Below are 15,608 nucleotides of genomic sequence, written 5' to 3'. Positions count from 1 at the left end.
ACGGCCCGATCACTTCCCATGCCTGATCAGTCAGTTCATGACGTCGCACCACGAACGGAGTAACGACCGATCGACATTGCGGACACGCCCTAGGCCGCCTCAGCCGCCTGGGGCCTGGGTCGGTCTCCGGATCCCGCCCGGCCCGCGAGAGATGACCTGGGCCGTCCCTCCCGGATCTCGCCCGGCCCGGAAGAGACGCACCGGGCCGCCCTTTCAGGACGCCCCCTATTCCCGCAGCGCCTCCAGCTGTGCCAGGAACCAGCGCTGCGGCGGGAGGGCCGTCGCGGCGGCCGCCAGGCGTTTCGTGCGGTCGGCGCGCTCGGAGGCCGGCATCGACAGGGCGGTGTGGAGGGCCTCGGCGGTCTCCGACACGTCGAAGGGGTTCACCGTGAGCGCGTGTTCCCTCAGCTCCTGGTACGCGCCCGCGCCCGTCGACAGGACGAGCGCGCAGCCCGCCTCGGAGACCACCGGTATCTCCTTCGCGACGAGGTTCATGCCGTCGCGCACCGGGTTCACCAGCGCCACGTCGGCGAGGCGGTAGGCGGCGAGGGAGCGGGTGAAGTCGTCCTCCACGGAGACGATGACCGGCTGCCAGTCGGCCGTGCCGAACTCGGCGTTGATCTCCTCGGCCAGCTCCACCACCGAGGCCGTGTACTCCCGGTACGAGGCCAGGTCCTGTCGGGAGGGGTACGCCGAGGCCAGATGGACCACCCGGTCGCGCCACTCGGGGTGGGCGGTGAGCAGCTCGCGGTAGGCGAGGAGGCCGCGCAGGATGTTCTTCGAGAGCTCCGTGCGGTCGACGCGGACGATGGCCTTGCGGTCGCCGACCTCCTCGCGGAGCCGGGCCAGCCGCTCGTCCACCGCGGGCCGGTACGCGAGGGCCCGCAGCTCGTCGCCGTCGACGCCCAGGGGGTACGCGCGGACCCGGGTGCGGCCCTTCCCGACGCCGTAGCGGTGCCAGGTCACCCCGCGCCAGGGGTCGCCGCTCGGCCACATCCCCTGGGCCATACCGGTCGCGTCGTCCCGCTGGGAGCAGCAGTCGATGAAGAACGAGGCCCATCCCCAGGTGTGGAAACCCAGCTCGTCGGCGCCGAGCATGCCCCACAGCAGCTCCTCGACGATGTCGTCGGGGACCATCCGCAGATACTCGGAGGACACCCAGGGGGTGTGGGTGAAGTGCCCGATCCGCAGGTCCGGGCGGAGCTCCCGCAGCATCCCGGGGACCAGCGCCAGGTGGTAGTCCTGCACCAGGACCGCCGCGCCCTCGTCCGCCTCGGCGGCCAGCGCTTCGGCGAAGGCGCGGTTGTACGCGCGGTACGACTCCCAGCGGCGCCGGAACTCCGCGTCGAAGACCGGCTCGCGCGGGATGTCGTAGAGGTGGTGGTGGAGGAACCACAGCACCGAGTTCGCGATGCCGTTGTACGCGTCGGCGTAGACCTCGGGGGCGATGTCCAGCATTCGTACGCCCGGCTCGCCGATGCCGCGCCGGACGGCCTCCCGATCGCCCGCGCCGAGCGCCGCGCACACCCACAGGCTGTCCTGCGAGGAGATGGCGCTCAGCCCGGACACCAGGCCGCCGCCGCCCCTGCGGGCGTCGAGCTCACCGTCCTCGCCGAGCACGTACGAGACGGGGCCTCGATTGGATGCCACAAGAACAGAAGCCATGGGGCGAACCTAGCCCGTCCCGTAAACGCTCAAACGTACGTATACAAGACGGGCGGTTCCGGCCACGCAGGGTGATCGGGGGCGCCGGGGTCAGTTCTCGCGTCGGCCGCGCATCGCCGCCTTCGCCACCAGGCCCGTCGCCGCGAGGGCGAGTCCGAGCGCGCCGAGCAGCCACAGCCGCTCGCCGTTGCCGCCGGTCTCGGCCATCGAGCCGCTGCTGCCGCTGTTGCCGTTGCTGCCGTTGTCGTCACTGTTGCCGTTGTCGTCACCGGGCTCGCTGTTCCCCTGGGGTCCCGGGGCCGGCGGAGCGGGGGAGGAAGGCTCGTGGCGGGCCGGATCCGGCGTCGGGTCCACCGCCGTCGGCGTCGGCGTCGGCGTGGGGGCCGGGGTGGGGTCGACCGGCGTCGGGGTCGGCGTCGGGGTGGGCCTCGGCTTCGGCCTGTCGATGAGCGGGGACACCGCGCAGGCCGGGTCCGTGCTGCCCTTTCCGCAGTTGGAGCGGGGTGTCTCCACGACCACGCCGGCGCGGAGCCGCCCGTCGCCCGCCGCCGGGTTCCTGATCTTCACCGAGTAGGTGACGGTCGCCGTCCTCCCGGCCGGGATGCTCCCCGCGTACCCGATCCTCGGTGCCGTGTACGTGGCCGTGCCCAGGGTCGTCCTGACGTCCCCGTTGTACGTGGCGTCGTCGAGGATTCCCGTCAGGTCGTCGCCGAACCTGGCGTTCGGGTAGTCGAGCGTGCCGGTGTTCCTCGCGGTGATCGTGTACGTGAGGGTGTCGCCCGGCTTCACCGAGCGCGGGCTCGCCGTCTTGGTGATCTCCAGGTCCGGGACCGGTACGGACAGGGCGAACGCGGAGGGCACATAGGTGTCGCCGCGGGTGGAGAACGTCAGCTCGGCCGAGGTCGCGCCCCGGGGGACGGCGCCGGCGGGGACGTCGAAGGCCTTGGCGTCGATGCTCAGGTTGTCGACCAGCTCGGGGGCGACGGCGCCGTCGCTCCCGCCGACGAAGAAGTCGGTGGCGCCGCCGGTGCGGGCCCCGGTGACGGCCCTGCCGTCGACGAGGAAGGTGTCGCCCGGGGTGCTCCGGTCGCCCTCGTAAGCGGTGACGCTCGCCCGCGCCGTACCGCCGCCGCGGCGGAAGCCGTCCACGGTGATCGTGGTGGCGGGGGAGGCCGAGCGCTGCAGGACGTGGCCGCCGTACACGTACACGTTCCGCCGCTCGGGGGCGAGGGCCGCGACGGGGCCCGGGAACCTGTGGACGACGGTCAGGGACCACCCCGCCACACAGCCCTTGCCTTCGGGCGCCCAGATGTTGCCCACCGCCACCCGCGCGTCCGTCCCCGAGACGCCGGCGAAGGCGGCGGTGACGTCCGACTCGCCCGTGTAGTAGTGCGGGCCGTCGGTGTCCGCAGGGTCGGCGACCATGCTGTCGATCGAGACCGGGGTCGCGGCGCCCGCGCCGACCCTGATCACCGGGGCGGTCGTCGTCGGGTCGCCGGGCGAGGCCCCGGCATCCGTGCCCGAGATGTCGCAGCGCTTCAGCCGCGCCCCGTCCGGCCCCTTGTACGTGCCGTCGTTGCCGCCCCAGAAGAGCCGGGCGTACGCGACCTCGGCGCCCGCCGGGATCTTCACCCGGCCGGTGCTGGAGCCGAAGCCGGCCGTCCCGCCGCCGGCCGTGCCGGCGGCGTCGAGGCGCCGCATCACGAAGGTGTCGTTGTGGTCGGAGCCCTGGCCGCTCGTCGCGGCCGCACAGCGGGCGGCCAGGTCGGCGGGGGCCGTCGGGCAGCCCATGACCGTGTTGCCGAGGGTCGTGAAGTCGCCGTACAGCGACGCGCCGTACCGCTTGCCGAAGGGCTCGACCACGTCCGCCGCGGCCGGTCCCGCCGTGGTGATCGCGAGCGAGCCCGCCGTCAGTCCGATGGCCGTGAGCACCCTGCCCAGGTGAGGTTGTCTGAAGCGCATAAAAGGGCAATGTATGCAAAACGGATCATCATGGGGCGTTACGCCACGCGGCGGCGCGCGTACTCCGCGATTTCGGCCATCGGAGGCCGCTCCTCCGTGTCCACCGCGTACGTACGCGGCTCGAAGCCCTTCTCGCCCCGCTCGAACTGGGTCAGCCGCGGCCGCACCAGATGACCCCGCGAGAGGCGCAGCTGCGCCGTCCGGTAGATCGCCGCGGCCATCCGGCCGAGCGCGAGCCCGTCCTGGTGCCGGTGCTTGCGCACCCCCACGTCCACCTGGGCGAGCGCGTCCAGACCCACGGTGTGCAGGGCGTCCACGAGCAGCCCCAGCTCCACTCCGTAACCGACCGGGAAGGGCAGCTGTTCGAGCAGCGACCGCCGCGCCGCGTACTCGCCGCCCAGCGGCTGCACGAAACCGGCCAGCTGCGGCCAGTGCAGATTGAGCAGCGGGCGGGCCACGAGCTCCGTCACCCGGCCCCCCTGACCAGGAGTGTCTCCGAACGGGCGGTCGTACATCGCCTTCACGAAGTCCACGTCCGGATCCGTCAGCAGCGGACCCACGATCCCCGACACGAAGTCCGCCGAGAAGTCCCGCAGATCCGCGTCGATGAAGCACACGACGTCCCCGGTGGTCACCATCAGCGACCGCCACAGGACCTCGCCCTTGCCCGGCACGGCCGGTATCCGGGGCAGCACCGCGTCCCGCGCGACCACCCGCGCCCCGGCTGCCGCCGCGACCTCCGCCGTGCGGTCCGTGGAGCCCGAGTCGATGACGACCAGCTCGTCGACGAGCGGCACCGCCTCGGACATCAGTTCACGCCGGATCACGGCGACGATGTCACCCACCGTCGCCTCCTCGTTCAGCGCCGGCAGGACGACGCTGACCTTCGTGTTCCGCTTCGCGGCGAGGATCCGCTCCAGCGGCCGGTCCGCCACGGACCAGGACCGCCGGTCCAGCCAGCGCTCCACCTCTTCCAACACGTGATCTCCATCTCGCGGTTCGGACGGCCGGTCCAAGCGTCCGGGCCTTCGGTTACAGTCTTGAGCAACGCGGATCCCCGATGCACGTCGGGGTGCCGACCGCGTCGGAGCGCAGGAACGAAAGTTCACCGCGCTTCACAATCGAATACCGCTCATCCAGAGGGGCAGAGGGAAACGGCCCGTTGAAGCCCCGGCAACCCTCCAGTCGGTTCTCGTACTCCAGCGAGGCTCCCGGCTAGGGAAGGTGCCAAATCCGTCTCATGGCGAAAAATTCGTCATGGGAAAGATGAGGAGAAAGGGCCTCGCCTCCATGGCTGTACAGACCGTTACCCCCGCGACCACCGTCGACCTCGGACCCGCGTCCGGGCTTTCCTGTCGCGAATGCGGTGAATTCTTCCCGCTCGGCCCGATCTTCGCCTGCGAACTCTGTTTCGGGCCGCTCGAAGTCGCCTACGAGCTCCCCACCGGTGACCCCGAGGCCCTGCGCAAGCAGATCGAGGCCGGCCCCGCCAACATCTGGCGCTACGCCCCGCTGCTGCCCGTCCCGGCCGACGTCGCCGACAAGCCGAACCTGAACCCGGGCTGGACCAAGCTCGTCCAGGCCGACAACCTCGCCCGCGAGATCGGCGTCGCCCCCGGCAAGCTCTTCGTCAAGGACGACTCCGGCAACCCGACCCACTCCTTCAAGGACCGGGTCGTCGCCCAGGCCATCGAGGCCGCCCGCGCCTTCGGCTTCACCACCCTCTCCTGCTCCTCCACGGGCAACCTGGCCGGCGCCGTCGGCGCCGCCGCCGCCCGCGCCGGCTTCCGCTCCTGCGTGTTCATCCCGCACGACCTGGAGCAGGGCAAGGTCGTCATGGCCGGTGTCTACGGCGGTGACCTCGTCGCCATCGAGGGCAACTACGACGATGTGAACCGCTTCTGCTCGGAGCTCATCGGCGACCCGCTCGGCGAGGGCTGGGGCTTCGTCAACGTCAACCTCCGTCCGTACTACGGCGAGGGCTCCAAGACGCTGGCGTACGAGATCTGCGAGCAGCTCGGCTGGGTCATCCCCGACCAGCTCGTCATCCCGATCGCCTCCGGCTCCCAGCTCACCAAGATCGACAAGGGCCTCCAGGAGCTCATCAAGCTGGGCCTCGTCGAGGACAAGCCGTACAAGATCTTCGGCGCCCAGGCCGAGGGCTGCTCCCCGGTCTCCGTCGCCTTCAAGGCCGGCCACGACGTCGTCCGCCCGCAGAAGCCGAACACGATCGCCAAGTCGCTCGCGATCGGCAACCCGGCCGACGGCCCGTACGTCCTCGACATCGCCCGCCGCACCGGCGGAGCCGTGGAGGACGTCGACGACGAGCAGGTCGTCGAGGCCATCAAGCTGCTCGCGCAGACCGAGGGCATCTTCGCCGAGACCGCGGGCGGGGTGACGGTCGGCGTCGCGAAGAAGCTCGTCGAGAACGGGCTGATCGACCCGAACCTCACCACCGTCGTCCTCAACACCGGCGACGGACTCAAGACCCTGGACGCGGTGGCCGACACCTCTCAGGCGACCGTCACCATCCGCCCGAGCCTCGACGCGTTCCGCGACGCCGGCCTGGCCCTCTGAAAGGTTTCGAAGACATGGCCGTGAACGTCCGCATCCCCACCATCCTCCGCACCTACACGGGTGGCCAGTCCGAGGTCCAGGCCGAGGGCACGACCCTCGCCGAGGTCATCGCCGACCTGGAGAAGAACCACACGGGCATCGCCGCCCGCGTCCTGGACGACCAGGGCAAGCTGCGCCGCTTCGTCAACGTCTACGTGAACGACGACGACGTGCGCTTCGAGCAGGGCCTGGAGACGGCCACCCCGGCCGGCGCCGGCGTCTCGATCATCCCGGCCGTCGCCGGAGGCTGACCGCCGGGCACGGTGCCGGAGGGTGTTCTCCCTCTCCGGCGCCGTGCCGGAGGCCGATCCCCGCAGCGCCGCGCGGAGGCCGATCCCCGCAGCGCCGCGCGGAGGCCGACTCCGCTGCGCTTCGCCGGAGGCCGCCCCCGCGCCACCGTGCCGGGAGGGAGACCCCGCGGCACCGTGCCGGAGGCCGATCGCCCGGCCCTGCGCCGGAGGCCGATCGCCCGGGTCTGCGCCAGAGCCGTTGAGCTTCTCGTGGCGCATCGCCTGTCCCGTCTTTCTTGAATTGCCCCTTCCGCGCCATAAAGCGGAAGGGGCAATTCTGCATGGTTGAGCGCGGTAGAGTTGGGGAAGTCCTCTCCGCTGCTCATGCCGGACGCATATGAGAATGCGTCCCCGCCCGACAAGAAGCAGCCAAAGTGTGTGCGCGATGTGTACCCTCTGCGCACTTTGCCGGGCCCGACTTGCCCCGGGATTCAAGGGATTCTCCCCAATTCGCCTTTCCGTGGCGCCCAGAATTCTCGCTCGAATGACCTGTTGCAGAGGGCAGTTGGGCAGATACATTCAGCGGCGGTCGACGCGTTCCGGCGCAGGGTCTGACCCGGGTCCGCGAAGTGCGGGTCCCGCGCAAGGGCCAGTAATAGGGGAGTTAGGCATGGCTCAGGGCACCGTCAAGTGGTTCAACGCGGAGAAGGGCTACGGCTTCATCGCGGTCGACGGTGGTGCGGATGTTTTCGTCCACTACAGCGCGATCCAGATGGATGGCTACCGCAGCCTCGAAGAAGGACAGCGAGTCGAGTTCGAGATCTCGCAGGGCCAGAAGGGTCCGCAGGCGGACATGGTCAAGCTCGCCGTCTGAGCGCGGCGCGATCGGCCACCGACGCAACGCCGTCGAGGGGCCCGCATCCCTGAGGGGACGCGGGCCCCTCACGCGTTCCCGCGCCCCCTCACGCCCCCCGTCCACCTCCCGAAACTCGAGAGTCGCTTGCACTCTCCTAGGGCGAGTGCTAATCATTGGCGTTAGCACTCGGAAGGTGAGAGTGCTACGAGGATCGGGCAGACGAGGCCGCCGGCCGGGTGGGGCAAGGAACCACGCGGAGCTGCGGAGGCCGTCCGTCGCGGGCGTCGGCGCGGTCCTGGAGCGTTATCCACCCCATGTCCGGGAGGACCACTTCACATGGCCAAGATCATCGCGTTCGACGAGGAGGCCCGGCGCGGTCTCGAGCGCGGCATGAACCAGCTCGCTGACGCCGTCAAGGTCACCCTCGGCCCGAAGGGTCGCAACGTCGTCCTCGAGAAGAAGTGGGGCGCCCCCACGATCACCAACGATGGTGTTTCCATCGCCAAGGAGATCGAGCTCGAGGACCCGTACGAGAAGATCGGCGCCGAGCTGGTCAAGGAAGTCGCCAAGAAGACGGACGACGTCGCCGGCGACGGTACGACCACCGCCACCGTTCTCGCCCAGGCGCTCGTCCGCGAGGGCCTGCGCAACGTGGCCGCCGGTGCCAACCCGATGGCCCTCAAGCGTGGTATCGAGAAGGCCGTCGAGGCCGTCTCCGGCGCCCTGCTCGAGCAGGCGAAGGATGTCGAGACCAAGGAGCAGATCGCTTCCACGGCCTCCATCTCCGCCGCCGACACCCAGATCGGCGAGCTCATCGCCGAGGCGATGGACAAGGTCGGCAAGGAAGGCGTCATCACCGTCGAGGAGTCCCAGACCTTCGGTCTGGAGCTGGAGCTCACCGAGGGTATGCGCTTCGACAAGGGCTACATCTCGGCGTACTTCGCCACCGACATGGAGCGCATGGAGTCGTCGCTCGACGACCCGTACCTCCTCATCGTCAACTCCAAGATCTCCTCGGTGAAGGACCTGCTCCCGCTCCTGGAGAAGGTCATGCAGTCGGGCAAGCCCCTGCTGATCATCGCCGAGGACGTCGAGGGCGAGGCCCTGTCGACCCTGGTCGTCAACAAGATCCGCGGCACCTTCAAGTCCGTCGCGGTCAAGGCCCCGGGCTTCGGCGACCGCCGCAAGGCCATGCTGAACGACATCGCCATCCTCACCGGCGGCACGGTCATCTCCGAGGAGGTCGGTCTCAAGCTCGAGAACGCCGGCCTGGACCTGCTGGGCCGCGCCCGCAAGGTCGTCATCACCAAGGACGAGACCACCATCGTCGACGGTGCCGGTGACAGCGAGCAGGTCGCCGGTCGCGTGAACCAGATCCGCGCCGAGATCGAGAACTCGGACAGCGACTACGACCGCGAGAAGCTGCAGGAGCGCCTGGCGAAGCTCGCCGGCGGTGTTGCGGTCATCAAGGCCGGCGCCGCGACCGAGGTCGAGCTCAAGGAGCGCAAGCACCGCATCGAGGACGCCGTTCGCAACGCGAAGGCGGCCGTCGAGGAGGGCATCGTCGCCGGCGGTGGCGTGGCCCTGCTCCAGGCTTCCTCGGTCTTCGAGAAGCTCGAGGCCGACCTCGCGGGCGACGAGGCCACGGGCGCGAACATCGTGAAGCTGGCCCTCGAGGCCCCGCTGAAGCAGATCGCGGTCAACGCCGGCCTCGAGGGCGGCGTCGTGGCGGAGAAGGTCCGCAACCTGCCCGTCGGCCACGGCCTGAACGCCGCGACCAACGAGTACGTCGACCTCATCGCCGAGGGCATCATCGACCCGGCGAAGGTCACGCGCTCCGCGCTGCAGAACGCCGCGTCGATCGCCGCGCTGTTCCTCACCACCGAGGCCGTCATCGCCGACAAGCCGGAGAAGGCGTCCGCGCCGGCCGGCGGCGGCATGCCGGGCGGTGACATGGACTTCTGATCCTCCGGGATCGGTGGTTCACCGCGGGACGCGAGAGCCGAACGCGAAGCAGACGAACGAGGGCGGCACCCCCACCGGGGTGCCGCCCTCGGGCGTTGCCGGGGGCCTACGTGGTCGGTCCACGGGATCGGCCCGCAAGGCCGGCGCGCACGGCCGACGCGCGGGGTCCGCGCGCGGACGTGCGTGGGTGGGAGCGGCGGGGTGATCCTGGAAGGGACCCGGAAGGGCCCCTCTCGTGAAGGGAACGGACCATGGTCACCCTCCTGACGACGCCGGCCGACCGTGAGCTGGTCATCACCCGCACCTTCGACGCCCCGCCGGCCCGGGTCTGGGAGGCGTGGACGGTCTCCGAGCACGTACGGGAGTGGTACGGGGTGTCCGGGATGACCACGACGGTCGTCGACATCGACCTGCGGCCGGGCGGCGCCTGGCGCTGGGGCCAGACCGCGCCGGACGGTCAGGAGTTCGTCTTCGCCGGTGAGTACGAGGACATCGTCCCGGTCGAGCGGCTCGACTACACGGAGGTCTTCGAGCAGATGCCGGACGGCGAACCGGTCCGCGTCACCCTCACGTTCGACGCGACCCCGGAGGGTGGCACGGCCCTGACCAGCACGTCCTTCTGGCCCTCGAACGAGATCCGCGACCAGGCGCTCGCAGCGGGCATGGAGTCCGGGGTGAGGGAGCAGTACGACCGGCTGGCGGAGCACCTGAAGTCGATGTGACGCGGTGACGCGGTGACGTGGTGACGTGGTGACACGGTGGTGCGGTGACGCGGGTGCAGTGGTGTCAGCGTCGGAAGAGGCCCGTCCAGAGGAAGGACTCGCCGAAGACGGGGGAGCCGGCGGCCTCGTCGCGCATCCGGCGGATCTCGATCTCCGTCAGGTCGCGGAAGAGGCCCCTGAGAGCGGTGTCCGTGTACGCGAGCCCGCCGTCCAGCCTTCCCTGCCGGTAGAAGTCGGCATCGGGGAGCTCGGAGCCCATGCCGCCCTCCCCGGCGGCGAACGCGGTGAGCCCGAAGAGTCCACCGGGGGCGAGAAGCCGGTCCAGGAGCGCGAGGTGGCTGACGCGGCGGTGCGGGGGCAGGTGGTGGAAGCAGCCGGAGTCGTAGACGAGGTCGTACGGCCCCGCCAGGGCGGAGTCGGGCGCGAACGCGTTTCCGCAGATGAACCGGACACCTGTCGTTCCGGTCTGCTCGGCCCGTTCCTCCGCCCAGCGGATCGCGGTGGCGGAAAGGTCGACGGCGTCCACCCGGTGGCCGAGCGACGCGAGGTACAGGGCGTTGCGCCCCGGCCCGCATCCGAGGTCGAGGACCCGGGCGCCGGGCGGGAGCAGGCCCCGCTCGACGTACGACACCAGGTTCTCGTCGGGCTTGGCGACGAAGAACGGCACGGGCTTGTCCCGGTCGGCATAGAAGCCGTCCCACCACTGCGCGCCGCTGCTCGTGACGTCGTTCGTGATGTTGCTCGTGATGCGGCTCGTGACGTCGTCCGTGTCGCTGTTCGTGCCGTTGTCCGTCCAGCGGTCTGCGCCGGGTGCGAAGAGTCCGTCGAGCAGGCCCAGGACGTCTTCGATCGTGCGGATGCCGCGGTCGTTCCGATCCATGTGGATCCCCCTTTCGAGTCCCCCAAGAATAAGGTGAGTTGAGGCAAAAGCCCAGGTCAGAGGCGGTGCGCTGATGTGCTGTGCGGGGCCTGTGCGGCCCCTGGCGCGCGCCGTGAGGGCCTGCGGCGCGCCCTGTCGAGGGGGGTCCGTAAGGCCGCGCCCAGGGCCGGGAAGAGGCCTTCCCGGCCGTCGCCCAGGCCTCATTCCGGAACGATTTCCAGGGCTGCGACGGTGTTCGCCCTGGCTTCGGGGCCCGCCCGTCAGGGCCCGCCTCGCGCGTCCCGCCCCCGCGCGAGCCGGAGGAAAGGCGTCAACCTGACACGTGCCCGCCGCCGCGCCCCGGCCGAAAGCCCAGCGGTGTGAACCGGGTCGAATCGGCCCGGACCGGCCGACCCCGCCACGCGGCGCTGTCCGGTACGTGTCGCGGGCGATTGGCCGGACTCCCGGGTTGCCCCCGCTCCGGGCCGCCGCTAGCGCCATTGGCGACCGGGGCCGCGCTCCCCATCATCGTCCGGAGGGTGCGCTCCGCACCGCCACCCGGGAGGCGACGACCGTGCAGACGACCGACGTTCCGACGGCGGGACACCGGTGAACGTCTTCACCGGTCATCGCCTCGGCAGACTCATCGCCGACCGCACCGGGCAGCCCGCCCTCGGCCACGACGCCGAGATCGTCGGCCGGGTGCTGCCCTTCAGGATCACCTCCCACGTCGCCGACGAACTCGTCGACTGGTCGCGCGCCCCCGACGACCCCCTCTACCGGCTCGTCATGCCCCACCGCGACATGCTCGCCCCCGCCGACTTCGCCGCCGTCGAGCAGACGCTGCGGGACGGTGACCGGGACCGGCTGCGCCTCGTCGTCGACGGGCTGCGCGAACGGTTCGACCCCCACCCGGGCGGCCGGGACGACGGAGACCTCCGGCACACGTACCCGGAGACGCTGCTCGTCCTCCCCTTCCAGGGGCGCACCTGCCGCGCCCCCTGCGCGTCCTGCTTCCGCCGGCCCGGCTCCACCGGCGACCCGGTACGGCCCCGGATGCCCGGCGGGCCCGAGGCCATGGCGGCCCACCTGGCACACCACCCGGAGATCACCGAGGTCCTCCTCGGCGGCGACCCGTTCGCCGTACGGACCCCGCTCCTCGACACGTACCTCGCACCGCTCCTCGACCGGCCGCACGTCACGACGGTCCGCATCCGGACCGAGACCGTGTCCTTCCGCCCACAGCGCTTCCTCGACGCCCCCGACGCCGACGACCTCCTCCGGCTCCTCGAACGCGTCGTCGCCTCCGGCCGCCGTCTCGTCCTGACGCTGCCGATCTCCCACCCCCGGGAACTCCGTCCGGAAGCCACCCGCCGGGCCGTGAGCCGTCTGCGCGCCACGGGCGCGGTGCTGCGCACCGAGGCGCCCGTCGTCCGGCACGTCAACGACGACGCCGGGGTCTGGGCCCGGATGTGGCGGGACCAGATCGCGCTCGGCCTCGTGCCGCACGCCCTGCTCGCCGGGTACGAGGAGGGCCCCCGTCGCCGTTCGCCCGGCCTGTCGCTGGCCCGGACCCTGGACGTCTGCACGGCGGCGGTACGTCAGGTCTCGGGGTTGGGGGACGGGTTGGGGAACGGGCTGGGGGCGGGCACGGGGGTTGGCCTCGCGGCCGGGGTCGGGGTCGGAGGCCGGGGCGGGGGCGGGGGCGAGGCTACGGAGCCCGGGCTTCGGGTGCCTGCGCCCGTTCTGCGCGGTCCGGTGATGACCACCGGTCTCGGCGAACTCGCCGTCGAAGGGATCGCCCACCTCGAAGACGGTCCCGCGTTCGCCCTCCGCGCCCTCCGGACCTGTGATCCGGCCCTGACCGGCACGGTGGCGTACGCGCGCTTCGACCCGAGGGCGACCCGGTGGGACGAGCTCACCCCGTACGGGCCCCGGGACCGGGCCCTGATCCCGGGGGAGTCGCTGACGCCTGACGACCTGGTGGGCTGAGCCCCCCGCGCCTCTGTGGCCGGGACCCCTATGGCCGGGCCTTGTGCCCCGGAACGCTGAGCCCGGAACGCTGAGCCCGGAACGCTGAGCCCCGGGCCACCGCGTCGCCGGGCGCGTCAGGCGGACGCGGCCAGCAGGCTTTCGTCCTGGCCGGCCCGGCGGAGGGACGCCGAGACGAAGCCGTTCGCCTTCAGCTCCTCGACAGTGGCACGGAGGAAGGCCACGGTCTCCGGCGCGCGGGTCACCGTCGTACCGACGGCCTGCCGGATCTCCATGAACCGGCCCTCGATCAGCCGGACTTCGGGGTTCTCGGCGACGTACGCGGTCATCGGCTGACGGATGCCCGCCCCTGCGTCGAGTTCCTCGGTCCGGAACGTGTCCACACCCTCCTCCCCGCGCACGACCGTCGCGTGCGCGAGGGACCGGGACAGGAACAGGTCGTACGCGGAGCCCTGCTTCACCCCGATCCGGACGCCGGGCGCGTCCACCTCCTCGACCGTGACGAGGGCGGAGTCGCGCGGGACGGCGTACACCCCCTCGATGACGACGTACGGAGCGGTGAACGCGACCTCCTTCTCCCGCGCCGGATCCACGGCGAGGAAGCAGAGATCGGCCCGGCCGTCCGCCATCGCCTCGAACGACTTCCGCGCCGCGTCGAAGCACAGCAGCTCGACCGGCACCCCGAGCCGGGCCCCGATCTCCCGCGCCAGATCCACGGTGATTCCGGACGGCGCCTCGGGGGTCCCCTGCGCGAGCACCGGGTTCCCGAGGTTGATGGAGGCCCTGAGCGTGCCGGTGGGGGCGAGGTCGGCGGCGACGGCGGGAGCGGGATGCGGAGTGGGCGTCATGAGGACGGAGTCTAGGCAGGCTCGCGACGGTGCAGGTCGTTCAGGAGAGCGAGGTCCTCGGCGGTGAGCCGGAGCGCACCGGCGGCGACGTTGGCGGCGAGGTGCGCCGGGTCGCCGGTGCCGGGGATGGCGAGCAGATGCGGCCCCTGGTGGAGGGTCCAGGCGATCCGGACCTGGGCGGGGCTCGCGCCGTGCGCCTCCGCGACGGCGAGGACCTCGGGGCTCTCGGGGGTGGTGGCTCCGCCCTGACGGCCGCCGGCGGCGATGGCGTAGAAGGGCACGAAGGCGATGCCCTGCTCGCCGCAGAGCCGCACGAAGTCCTCGTACTCGGGGCGGACGCCGATCCCGTACATGTTCTGCACGCAGACGACGGGGGCGATGGTCCGGGCCTCGGCGAGCTGGTCGGGGGTGATGTTGGAGACGCCGAGGTGGCGGACGAGCCCGGCCTCGCGGAGCTCGGCGAGGGCGCCGAAGCGCTCGGCGATCGAATCGGTGCCGACGATACGGAGGTTGACCACGTCGAGGTGGTCGCGGCCGAGCTGGCGCAGGTTCTCCTCGACCTGGCCGCGCAGGGCCTGCGGGGTCCGGGCGTGCTCGCTCCAGGCGCCGGTCGTGTCGCGCGCGGGGCCGACCTTGGTGGCGATGACGAGGTCGTCGGGGTAGGGCCCGCCGAGGGCGCTGCGGATGAGCTCGTTGGCGGAGCGCAGCGGGGAGAAGTAGAAGGCGGCGGTGTCGATGTGGTTGACGCCGAGTTCAACGGCCTTGCGGAGCACGGCGATCGCCTCGTCGCGGTCGCGCGGGACGGCGTTCTCGACGAGTGCCTCGCCGCGCTGCGGGAGCCGCATGGCGCCGAAGCCGACGCGGTTGACGGTGAGGTCGCCGAGGGTCCAGGTGCCGGAGGCAGCGGCGGGGGTGGGGGTAGGGGTGGAGGCAGGAGCGGGGTCAGGAGCGGGGGTTTCTTGGGCGGTGGTGTCGCTTGTGGTGGCGGTCATGCCGGGGATGATCTCCCAGGGGAGGGGGAGCCGCCATCGGATAAGGGATTCCGGTTGTGGGGGTGGTGGTGTTCGTGGTGTGGGTGGGTGGGGGGCGAGTTGACGGGTGCGGGTTCGGGCGGGGTGCTGGGGGTGGGCCGGGTTCGGGTGTGCCGCGTGCGGCCGCCCTCTTTCCGAGCGTGGCGGTCTCCGTCACCGCGTCAAGGGCGCCTGACGGCGTCGCTTGCGCGATGGGCAAGCCCACCCTTGACCCGGCAACGGAGACCGCCCATAAACACTCGGAGGGCGGCCGGGGGGAGACGTCCACGCAACCGGTCCGGGTATCGGCGGGGGCATGGGATGCGGCTGCCTGGCCGGTGGGTGGGGGCTGGGCCAGTGGCCGGGGTGGGTGGACACGGTCCGGTCGGTGGGGGGTGCGCGGTTGTTGAATGGGGTGGCGCGGCTCGGTTCAGCGGGTGCCGGTCGAGCGTGGTGGGGCTTCAGGCCCCGCTGGTCCGGGTTCGTGGGTGGTGAGCGGCGGGCGGTGAGGGTTACTTGTAGTTACTCCACCCCGCATGGGGGGATTTACCCCCTTTGGGGGCATTCTTTGGCTGGCCTGGTCCGAGAAGTGTGCAGTTACTCCACTCCCCACCCACCAAGAGTGACCAGCGGGGCCTGAAGCCCCACCAGAGAGCCACCGCCACCCGCTGAGCCCGCCCCGGCCGCCCCATTCAACAACCGCGCACCACCAGCCTGCCGCGCCACACCCACCCATCCCGGCAACTGGCCGAGCCCCCACCCACCGGCCCGACAGCCGCAGTTCATGCCCCCGCCGATGCCCGGGCCCCGGCGTGGCGCCCACCCCGGGCCGCCCTCCGAGTGTTTATGGGCGGTCTCCGTTGCCGGGTCAAGGGTGGGCTTG

General features: G+C 71.4%; 12 protein-coding genes and 1 riboswitch. Of the genes, 6 read left to right on the top strand and 6 right to left on the bottom strand.

Annotation, left to right across the window (positions count from 1 at the left end; genetic code table 11):
* Positions 1–225: 225 nt before the first annotated feature.
* The 3 genes from IE311_RS36045 to IE311_RS36035 all read right to left on the bottom strand — a co-directional run bounded on the left by IE311_RS36045 (position 226) and on the right by IE311_RS36035 (position 4,607).
* Positions 226–1,665, bottom strand: a complete 1,440-nt coding sequence (locus IE311_RS36045) for an alpha,alpha-trehalose-phosphate synthase (UDP-forming) (protein ID WP_189836128.1) — start codon at positions 1,663–1,665, stop codon at positions 226–228.
* A gap of 90 nt (positions 1,666–1,755) precedes the next feature.
* A complete protein-coding gene (locus tag IE311_RS36040; RefSeq protein ID WP_189836127.1) occupies positions 1,756–3,627 on the bottom strand; it encodes a DUF7927 domain-containing protein in 1,872 nt (623 codons plus the stop codon).
* Between the two features lie 38 nt (positions 3,628–3,665).
* Positions 3,666–4,607 (bottom strand): glucosyl-3-phosphoglycerate synthase, encoded by a 942-nt coding sequence (locus tag IE311_RS36035; protein ID WP_189836126.1) that lies wholly within the window; start codon positions 4,605–4,607, stop codon positions 3,666–3,668.
* Positions 4,608–4,756: 149 nt separating this feature from the next.
* Positions 4,757–4,900, top strand: a riboswitch (SAM riboswitch).
* Here IE311_RS36035 and thrC point away from each other — a divergent pair.
* From thrC to IE311_RS36010, 5 genes are all read left to right on the top strand, one after another.
* Positions 4,894–6,204, top strand: a complete 1,311-nt coding sequence (gene thrC / locus IE311_RS36030) for a threonine synthase (RefSeq protein ID WP_189836129.1) — start codon at positions 4,894–4,896, stop codon at positions 6,202–6,204. It overlaps the preceding riboswitch by 7 nt.
* Positions 6,205–6,218: 14 nt before the next feature.
* On the top strand, positions 6,219–6,494 hold the full coding sequence (locus tag IE311_RS36025) for a MoaD/ThiS family protein (protein WP_189836125.1): 276 nt from the start codon (positions 6,219–6,221) through the stop codon (positions 6,492–6,494).
* 649 nt (positions 6,495–7,143) lie between these two features.
* Entirely contained in the window at positions 7,144–7,347 is a 204-nt protein-coding gene (locus tag IE311_RS36020) for a cold-shock protein (RefSeq protein ID WP_015035246.1), read from the top strand.
* 318 nt (positions 7,348–7,665) lie between these two features.
* Positions 7,666–9,294: a chaperonin GroEL gene (gene groL, locus IE311_RS36015; RefSeq protein ID WP_189836124.1), complete on the top strand. Its 1,629-nt coding sequence runs from the start codon at positions 7,666–7,668 to the stop codon at positions 9,292–9,294.
* 251 nt (positions 9,295–9,545) lie between these two features.
* Positions 9,546–10,016: an SRPBCC domain-containing protein gene (locus IE311_RS36010; protein WP_189836123.1), complete on the top strand. Its 471-nt coding sequence runs from the start codon at positions 9,546–9,548 to the stop codon at positions 10,014–10,016.
* Positions 10,017–10,080: 64 nt separating this feature from the next.
* Here IE311_RS36010 and IE311_RS36005 read toward each other — a convergent pair whose 3' ends face one another.
* The gene (locus IE311_RS36005; protein ID WP_189836122.1) at positions 10,081–10,896 is read right to left on the bottom strand and encodes a class I SAM-dependent methyltransferase; all 816 of its coding nucleotides are present in this window, start codon (positions 10,894–10,896) and stop codon (positions 10,081–10,083) included.
* A 588-nt stretch (positions 10,897–11,484) separates the two neighbouring features.
* Between IE311_RS36005 and IE311_RS36000 the strand changes: the two genes are divergently transcribed.
* Positions 11,485–12,867, top strand: coding sequence for a lysine 2,3-aminomutase (locus tag IE311_RS36000; protein ID WP_189836121.1), 1,383 nt, complete (start codon positions 11,485–11,487; stop codon positions 12,865–12,867).
* 116 nt (positions 12,868–12,983) lie between these two features.
* Here IE311_RS36000 and IE311_RS35995 read toward each other — a convergent pair whose 3' ends face one another.
* Positions 12,984–13,715, bottom strand: a complete 732-nt coding sequence (locus tag IE311_RS35995) for a transporter substrate-binding domain-containing protein (protein ID WP_189836120.1) — start codon at positions 13,713–13,715, stop codon at positions 12,984–12,986.
* An 11-nt stretch (positions 13,716–13,726) separates the two neighbouring features.
* Positions 13,727–14,707: an oxidoreductase gene (locus IE311_RS35990; protein ID WP_229902378.1), complete on the bottom strand. Its 981-nt coding sequence runs from the start codon at positions 14,705–14,707 to the stop codon at positions 13,727–13,729.
* Positions 14,708–15,608 lie beyond the last annotated feature (901 nt).

It is taken from the genome of Streptomyces zaomyceticus (assembly GCF_014656215.1).
GTDB classification, from domain to species: domain Bacteria; phylum Actinomycetota; class Actinomycetes; order Streptomycetales; family Streptomycetaceae; genus Streptomyces; species Streptomyces zaomyceticus.
This window is presented reverse-complemented; position numbering and strand designations above follow the sequence as displayed.

What these genes read in the sequence shown, in the direction of transcription:
- IE311_RS36045 (WP_189836128.1), bottom strand. Translation starts at nt 1,665, where the DNA reads ATGGCTTCTGTTCTTGTGGCATCCAATCGAGGCCCCGTCTCGTACGTG.
- IE311_RS36040 (WP_189836127.1), bottom strand. Translation starts at nt 3,627, where the DNA reads ATGCGCTTCAGACAACCTCACCTGGGCAGGGTGCTCACGGCCATCGGA.
- thrC (WP_189836129.1), top strand. Translation starts at nt 4,894, where the DNA reads ATGAGGAGAAAGGGCCTCGCCTCCATGGCTGTACAGACCGTTACCCCC.
- IE311_RS36025 (WP_189836125.1), top strand. Translation starts at nt 6,219, where the DNA reads ATGGCCGTGAACGTCCGCATCCCCACCATCCTCCGCACCTACACGGGT.
- IE311_RS36020 (WP_015035246.1), top strand. Translation starts at nt 7,144, where the DNA reads ATGGCTCAGGGCACCGTCAAGTGGTTCAACGCGGAGAAGGGCTACGGC.
- groL (WP_189836124.1), top strand. Translation starts at nt 7,666, where the DNA reads ATGGCCAAGATCATCGCGTTCGACGAGGAGGCCCGGCGCGGTCTCGAG.
- IE311_RS36010 (WP_189836123.1), top strand. Translation starts at nt 9,546, where the DNA reads ATGGTCACCCTCCTGACGACGCCGGCCGACCGTGAGCTGGTCATCACC.
- IE311_RS36005 (WP_189836122.1), bottom strand. Translation starts at nt 10,896, where the DNA reads ATGGATCGGAACGACCGCGGCATCCGCACGATCGAAGACGTCCTGGGC.
- IE311_RS35995 (WP_189836120.1), bottom strand. Translation starts at nt 13,715, where the DNA reads ATGACGCCCACTCCGCATCCCGCTCCCGCCGTCGCCGCCGACCTCGCC.
- IE311_RS35990 (WP_229902378.1), bottom strand. Translation starts at nt 14,707, where the DNA reads ATGACCGCCACCACAAGCGACACCACCGCCCAAGAAACCCCCGCTCCT.